This is a genomic window from Chryseobacterium sp. 2TAF14 (genome assembly GCF_052115105.1).
GTDB lineage: Bacteria > Bacteroidota > Bacteroidia > Flavobacteriales > Weeksellaceae > Chryseobacterium.
In genome coordinates, this window is the sequence record NZ_JBFRGA010000112.1 from 1 (window position 1) to 8,479 (window position 8,479).

Annotated in this window: 6 protein-coding genes and 1 pseudogene; all 7 read left to right on the forward strand. The window is 31.5% G+C overall.

The features are described from left to right. Window positions 1–381, forward strand: a pseudogene (locus tag AB4Y90_RS11985) (hypothetical protein); the annotation flags it as partial. Continuing rightward, complete coding sequence (locus AB4Y90_RS11990; RefSeq protein WP_441557812.1) at window positions 378–785, forward strand: hypothetical protein; 408 nt, start codon at window positions 378–380, stop codon at window positions 783–785. The pseudogene AB4Y90_RS11985 and the gene AB4Y90_RS11990, both read left to right, overlap by 4 nt. A 103-nt stretch (window positions 786–888) precedes the next feature. Next, window positions 889–2,136 (forward strand): hypothetical protein, encoded by a 1,248-nt coding sequence (locus AB4Y90_RS11995; RefSeq protein WP_441557813.1) that lies wholly within the window; start codon window positions 889–891, stop codon window positions 2,134–2,136. Continuing rightward, the gene (locus tag AB4Y90_RS12000; RefSeq protein ID WP_441557814.1) at window positions 2,136–2,549 is read left to right on the forward strand and encodes a hypothetical protein; all 414 of its coding nucleotides are present in this window, start codon (window positions 2,136–2,138) and stop codon (window positions 2,547–2,549) included. Before AB4Y90_RS11995 ends, AB4Y90_RS12000 begins: the two co-directional genes overlap by 1 nt. Before the next feature lie 134 nt (window positions 2,550–2,683). Further along, window positions 2,684–3,484 carry a hypothetical protein gene (locus AB4Y90_RS12005; protein WP_441557815.1) on the forward strand — a complete coding sequence of 267 codons (801 nt, stop codon included), beginning with the start codon at window positions 2,684–2,686 and terminating at the stop codon, window positions 3,482–3,484. Window positions 3,485–3,496: 12 nt separating this feature from the next. Beyond that, complete coding sequence (locus AB4Y90_RS12010) at window positions 3,497–7,318, forward strand: PAAR-like protein (protein WP_441557816.1); 3,822 nt, start codon at window positions 3,497–3,499, stop codon at window positions 7,316–7,318. A gap of 12 nt (window positions 7,319–7,330) precedes the next feature. Beyond that, on the forward strand, window positions 7,331–8,260 hold the full coding sequence (locus tag AB4Y90_RS12015) for a DUF3828 domain-containing protein (protein ID WP_441557817.1): 930 nt from the start codon (window positions 7,331–7,333) through the stop codon (window positions 8,258–8,260). Window positions 8,261–8,479: the final 219 nt, after the last annotated feature.

Consider the following 8,479-nt stretch of genomic DNA (forward strand, 5'->3'; position numbering starts at 1 on the left):
GGTGAATCTTATGCGATTTTTAAAGAAGTATCTACGAAGTATCCTACATTATGTAATCCAATCACTGTATCTGAAGGAACAAATAAAGATGTCGAAAGTTTTGTACATACTGCTGCTCATGAAATTGGACACGAAATATTACAAGCTTTTGGAGGACAAAATGACTATTCATATATTCATAAAGGAACCTCAACGTTATTGACTCAAAAGGTGAAAAAAGAAAGTGTTTTACCTAATATTACTGACGAAATAGATTTAATGAAATATTATTTTGACGATTATTATGTTGAGCGAAAAAATAATAATTTTTATGACCGAAATGTTGCATCAGAAAAAGATGTATTAGGTTTACTTTGGTGTTCAAAAATAGTAATATTATGAAAAAAATATTATTATTTTTTATTCTTGTAGCTTTTTGCTCCTGCTTTATTCCACATAAAGAATATCTCAGTCCATCGATCGAACTGAAAATATATGACAGTATTACAAAAAAACCGATGGAAGGAGTTCAATTATTAAAGAAAAATACTAAGGATTCAGTAAATAAAGTCCAAGATAAATATTTTCATTTTTCCGATAAAAAAGGAAATATAAATATTAGACCAGAATATTATAGAAACAAAACAAACAGAAAAATAATGCGACCTCTAAACAATTATATTATTCTAAAAAAAGAAGGTTATATTGAAAAACAAATTGACATGTTTCAATATTTCAAAATAAATGAATTTTCAGATTTAAGTAAGAAATATGTAGCGGACAGTATTTTTTTACAAAGAAAGTAATTTTTTCAAACGATATATAAAAATAGAATTTTTATAATTTTTATTTGTTAAAAATAGCTAAAGTTTATTAGAGTTATTTTTATTTTAATTAAAAGCACAAAATATGTCACCAGGATTAATATATGATAAGAATAAAGAAGTAAAAAGGAAACCTATTACCAAATATTTTGATGAAGGATATTGGACGGATGAAAATGACTTACCAATCAAAGAAGCTTTTTTAGGTGATACGGTAAGGTTTCATGTGAAGATGAAAAACAAAAATGAAAAAAATATAGCAGCCCGCTTAATTGATTCAGACATAAAAGAAGGTGGGAAAAATCAATCGATAGAAGTAGGAAATGATGAAAAAGGATATCATTTTATCAATTACTATAAAATTGATGATAATGATAAGGTAGTAATATCTATTAAATTACAGGGTAAGTTGGCAGAATTGATTAATAATGAAGAAGACAAAACATTGGAATTATTTTACGCATGTAGTCATAGCAATGAAAATATTGACTTACCTTTCACTTCTAATGATTATTTAAAGGTGAAAGAAAAAGAGCCACTAATAGTATATGTATGTGGTTATTGGAACAAAAGTATGCCTTATGCAGGTACAGAATGGGGAGAAAAATATTGGGGAAGTTTACTAAAAAATAGTGCAAAAAAATATTTTTATAATACCACTAAAGAGCTCTTTATAAATGGTGCTGGCGAAAAGGGAGATGGAGGAAAAAAGAGATTTAATATGGGAAAAAAACTTGCGGAAGAAAGGCTTGCAAATCCAAATTCAAAATTCTATCAAGAAATTTTTGAAAACAAAAGAAAGATAATGTTTGTGTCTCATAGCATGGGTGGTGCATTTGCTGAGGGTATGATTAGTGTAATAAATCAAAAAAAAGTAAACATTGAGAAAGTAATACATTTATCTCCTGCAGATGTCTCCGGGTTCTCAGTTACTTTACCAGAGAAAACATTCCAAATAGATATAAACTGGGATCCAGTATTAATGTATAAAAACTTTGATGATGCTCCAACTATTGATGGTGTAAAATTTTCTGCTGTAGCTAAAAATCCGAATGAAGATAAATTTGGGCATATGTATACAAAGCAAGAAGCATTTGTTTGGCACTGGTTCGAGGATTTAGAATTAGTGAATTTTCAGTTTATTAATCAAGAAACTAAAACATATTATACTCCTAGTGGTGGTATGGGATACGGAGGTACATCCCATACTGTTCTGCAAAAAAATTATGCTGCAATTGACTTAAAGCATAATAGTATATTTCTAAAAGTTAGAAAAAATTCTAAAATCTTCTTTTATGATAAGAAAAACAATAAATACTATACTGAAGAATAATGAAGAAAAAAATTATAATAACAGCAATAATATCTTTATTGATTTTTTTAGTATATAGATATGGTTTTGTATTGGTTTTTTGGCTATCGACTCCAGGCGATGGAGAACTAAGACCAGAAGAAATAAGATTATTCAATTCTATTAAAAGCACAAGTAAGGCACAAGATGTTTGGAGAGAACCCAAATACGATATAATAAATCCTAAAGACACCTGCACATACAGAATAATTATTTACAAAGTAAAATGCAATAGTAAAAAGGATAGTCTAAAACCTGAAGCTTTAAAGATAGCTAATGAAGTTAACAGAAAAATGAATTTGGATAAAAATTTTGTTAGGTATGAAATTGTTTATCAATGCAATGATATGCAATCACAATGGTTTGGTTTTAATCGTAAAGAGTTAAAATATTAAACAATTTATTTGGTCTATCCTCAAAAAAAGACTGATTATTTTATTACCCTATGGGTATATTATTGTTTAAAAAAAGAGCTTCCTAAATATTAGAATATGTTATAACAAGAATTAATGGTAAAAAATCAGACTGTATGCAGTTACCACCTTCAATATTACCTATTTCCACTTATTCCATCGAAGATAAATGTACTTTGAAAATTGGCGAACAAGAATATAAAACTATTCTTACCTACACCCTTTTTTTGGAAAAAGGAAAGAGTCCGATATATGATGCGGAGATTGTTCGATCTGACTTTAAAGTAAACGGAGAAAATATAGACACCAAATTTCTGGGAATTGCCCATCAATATACAGAAGCCATATTTCCTTTAAGATGCAGGGTAAAAGAATACCGTTTATTTGTAGTAAATATTGCAGATATCCAAGAGCGAATAAGGAAAGTAGACAAAGCGCTACAAGATACTTATCATGGAGACGGAGCGACACATATTCGTAATAATTTTATGAATGCTATAAAAGATGAAGAACATTTAAGAGACTTCATTAAGCAATTGCATCTTATAAAAGTAATTAGCTTAGGAATGCAAAAATTTGAGCAGAGAAAAATTTACCAACTCCAATGGAATGTTTTACCCCTCGGGTTTTCCATTTGGAGAGGAGAAATACAATATGATAAAAATCTTAACCGATTACTCTACGAGCCCAAAATAAGAGACGCTCAAGAACTGATGGATAACATTATCCATTACGCTCACAAGTATGATTATTCTCTAGATTTAAAAGATGAAAATGTATCCTTGTTTGCAGATTTTTACCATAAATCAGAATACACGGGAGAATCAGGGAGGATAAAAAATTCAGAAACTAACATATCAATTGAAATAGAAAATAATTTTCTTTATGAACAGAAAATAGTTCTAAAAAATAGTTAAAAACACAATAAGATGGCAGCAGAACCAATTCCTTATACCGTAAAATCAGGAGATACATACTCTTCTATTGCAAAAAAGCTTGGGCTAAAAGACTGGCATAAGCTGAAAGACTATCATAACGAACATGCAGGATTCAACCATCAGGTTGGAAATACACTGTATGCCAATACAACACTTCTTACCCCTCCACCCGATGAAGTAGCCATACTGAACGGGGACACTTCTTCGAAAGATGAATCTAAAAATGAACAACAGAAGGAAGAACAGAAACAAAAAGAAGAAAAAGAGAAACAGGAAGAAGAAAAAAAACAAGAACAAGCATCCAAAAGCGAACATGATGGAAAGTATTTTGTAGTACATGGTGCGAAATGCGTTTGCGATAAAGCTGAAGATCCAACCAAAACTGCAGATTTACAAGTTACCACTCACAATATTATTGTGCTTAATGATCAATCGGGAAAATATTTGGCTACGGAAGATGACAAAACCTTTATGCCTCCTGCTGCAACTTTTGGGAAGTGTACTCTAAAACCATCTTCCTCAGGAAATTTACCTTGTGCTTTAGCTGCAGCTCCCAAATGGAACAAGTCTTATGAAAGTACCCAGGTACAAGGCAAAAAATCACTTACTGAGATTTCCGAATTGTTATGTACAACAGGTGGGAAAATCACTATCGATAAACATGGGCAAACCGATTCTGTTAGCAATGCCCATGCAGACAATACCAATCCGCTGGAGCTGGCAATGGTAAATCCTGCTGTGGAACAACCAAAAAAGAAAACGGAATACCCTTCGGTAACTTTTATATATGTCACCAAAGTAGAGAACCAACCGGAATTCAAAGCAAAAAGCTCAAAAGATAAATCCATTATTTATCTAAGGAAAGGAGAAGAGGCAAAGTTTGAAGCCCAACTAAGCAACGGCAACAAACAACTTACTTCTTGGGTAGTATATACAGATCACAAGGGAAGCAAAGAAAACCGTTTTTTGATCAGGGAACAGATTGGAACAGAGTTTTCACAAAGCTTTGAGCAGCTGGGAAAATATCGTGTAGAAGGATATGGAAAGCCAAAGAGTCCAGATTTTGAAAAAGGGAAATATGATAAATGTGATGCTGATTGTTCCATTGACATAGAAGTGGTAGAAAACACGCTTCTCAATATAGAATGTACCACTAACGAATTTTCTACACGGGTAGATGCCAAAGCGCAAAGAAAATTCAGACACAATTTTCCATCTGTTTTTAAGGCAAAATTCAACATACCGCAGCTGACTGAAGATGAGAAATCAAGAGTTAAAATGTTCGCTTTGGATGAGGCAGGAAATGTTCTTACTGATGCTGTTCAAACCGGAATACAACTAACCCTAATTCCAAAAAATAAAGGGGCAAAATATACCATAATTGCAGAATATTCTACGGAGACCGGAGAAAAAATCAGTAAAGAAATGTCTGGTATTACAGAAGGAAATGTTGTATTAAGTATTACCAATCCTGCTCAGGTGATAAGACCCGGCACAGCAATGACTTTTTCTGTATCTAAAATGAGGTATAAATTTTTGGCAGATGATGAAAATTTTGGTCTTCCCTCAGATGAAGCTTCAGAAATAAAATGGAATCTGAACGGAGAACCTCTGGGAACCGGAAAAAGCATTACGATTCCCGGTTTTAAATTGACAAGACCAGGAAAATATGTAGTAGAAGCCTACAGCATCACAGCCAACGCTTATGGGAAAGGAGCTAAAAAAGAAGATGATGACTGGCATTTTGAAGTAAAAGAAAATGATGTTGTCAGTTTCTCACTCAGTGCAACCCCTAAAGTTGGGAAACCCGTGACAGCGACAGCAGACAAAATGATCTTTCCTAACTTGCTTCCCAACGAGACCGTTAATTGGCGGGCTCCATTTATGACCGGAACAGGACAATCTGTTACCGTTACCCCAAAAGTGGCAGGGAAATTTGCAGTAACATGCAAAATTAACAGCAGATCAGGAGTAACTAAAAACGTAGATGTCATACAGGCAATCATCAATAATATCACGTTTGTTGACAGTCAGGGAAATAAAATAGAAAAAGCGAGCTGGGAACAGGATATTAATCTCTGGATGGAGCAAACCGCACTTGAAGGGGAAAAGATAGATATTGTATTGTGGGATGATGATCTTGGCCCTACCGATGATCCTGTAAAAACCATTGCGATAAAATCTTATAATGGGGGATTAATCCCTGTAACTTTAGATTCTTCAATGAAAGGGAAAACGGGAAGCCACGGATTGATTTATGCGAAAGTTACGGCGCCTGAGCTTATTGCCATTGGCGAAGGGAAAGATTTTCCTAAATCTTATAAGCTGGACGTAGAGGATAAAAAAGAAATATACAGTGCCATTTTGGGCAGTGCTGACGGAAAAGAGAAGCATACTTTAGTAGATTATGATGAGATCAGCTATTTTTATGCACATACAAGGGGAATAAAGCCAAGTGAGAATTTATATCTGGAAATTAGAAATTCAGTGTTTGGGAAAGACCCGTTGCTGTTGTATGCAAAAAATGTAAAAGTTGACAAAAGCGGAGTAATAAGAGAAAAAATAGTCTGGAATAATATAAGAAATAAAATAAACCTTCTTACGGTCTATGCAATGGTGAAGGAAAACAATACCGATGGAAAGGTTTTGTATGATGCAGACGGCAATTTAGGTATGGCAGCTGCAAAGCTTAAGAAAGGAAGTTCACTTGCAAAACTGGCTGGTTATACAGGAGCGGTGAAAGTTGGAAGTGATGTGATACAACAACCTGTTAATGAAAATGGTGTTTGCGAATGTGAAGCTAGAGTACGAGCATTTCTGAGAATGTTGAGAGTGAAAGAAGATACTGTAGGAGATTCTGGTTACGAAAAAATTGTAGGAGGCAAATCATTTATTAAAGATCATGGAAGAGATTGGAGTACGCACCCAGATATATCGGTATATATAAAACGCATAAATGATTCATCCGATGCAGCAGGCGCTTATCAAATAATGGGGACTACATATAATGAGATGAAGGCATATCGGAAACAATATCGCATTTCTGATTTTACCCCAGAATCGCAAGATAAAATGTGTTTAATCATTTTAAAACATAATTATACCACCGATAGATATGATAGTTTTTATAATACTGGAAATTCAAAAAAAGATGAATGGAGAAAGCGATATAAAGGAAAACAAGGTGATATTATTAAATTTATTATAGAAAATGATATACAAAGAGCTGAATTGATAGCTAGTCTTTGTTGGGCAAGTTTACCAAATTCTCCTTATGGACAACAAAGCTCCGACTATACCTACGAAGACGTTAAAAAGATTTATGACAAATATTTACAAGAAGAACTAAAAGCACCTAGCAAAGAATTACATCTGAAAAAAGGATTTTTAAAAGAATTTGGATATAGTTGTTGTGATGGAGAGCCGACTAATACTCCTGTAAAACCAAATAAGAAGGGTTATGATATAGATAAAGCTGTTGATTATATAATTTCCAACGCTAAAACTAAGAAACCTTATGGTGATTGTGCTCTTTATGTAAGAAAAGCAATAAATTCAGGAGGGATTTCTGGATCCTGGGGTGATGCATGGCAATACATAAATGCACTACCAAAAATTGGATTTACTGATCTTGGAAAAATTACTAATTTTAAAAAGGGTGACATCGTAGTATTTAATAAAACTGGAGGTCGTAAATGGGGACACATTTCAATGTGGACAGGAAGTCAATGGGTTTCAGATTTTACGCAAAACTCAATAATAGTTCATAATGATTATATAGATAAGGATTATCATATTTTCAGATGGCAATAAAAAATAAAATTTATGAAATATTCTTTACTAAGATTTATTGTGCTAATATGTTTATTCATCAACTGTAAACAGAAAAAAGAAAATTACATTAGCAATGAAGATCAATATCAGCAACAGAATTCAAATGTTTTAAGTAGCACAGAAAAATGCAAAGAGTTAATAACAGAATTCTATTCAAAATATTATAGCAATAATGTAGACAGAAAAGGTCTTGAAAATTATGTGTCATCTCGCATTCTAAATAGAATGGACAGTTTGTCGGAAGAAAATAATCTCATTTTAGATTACGACCCCTTTATAAAAGGACAAGATTATGATTGGAGCACGATTAAAAAAACACTAGTAATAACACCATTAAAAAATAAAAATGAATTTAGAGTTAGTTTTTTTTTGTTTGATGAAAAAAATGAAGAAAAAACTATTATAGATTTATTATTAAAAGAAGATGAAAATAGAAAGTTTCTTATTTATAGTATATTAAATGATGAATATTTAAATTTTAATAGTACAAAAAAAGGTATAAATGAAAATAATATAGAAAGTACTAATTCATCATCAAATAATAATTCATTAAAAGGCAATTGGAGTAATATTAATTGCGATGACCCAAGAGGATTAGATATAAAAACAAGTAATGAACTTTTGATATGTGTAGAACCAAATATATTTTATATTCATTTATTAAAAATAGATAACTCAACTGATCATAATATTATTAAATATAAATTAAAAGAAGTAGAAGGTATTGGAATGCAAGACATAGAAACAAAAAATATATTCAATGATAAAGAAGTTGCAATCATAAAGATATTAAATAATAAAAAAATAGAGTTTAATTGGTTAGGATTTTATGATGAAGTAAATAAAAGCAGAAGAGATAAAATAAATCCAATATCTTTTAAAGGTAATAATCCAATCATTTTAACAAAATGTGAAGAATAGTACTTTTAAAGGAAAGAAAACTCTGTCTTTGAAACATTTTAATCAACATATGAAAAATAGAATCTTAATAATTATAGTTTCATTTTTGCTTATAAATTGTAAAGGAAAAGGACAAGAAAAAACACAAATTACAGAGAATAAAATAAATTTTAATAATTCAACATTTTTAGGTGTTTCTAAAATTGATGATTTATATACTGTTTTTAGTAGGTGTGATGG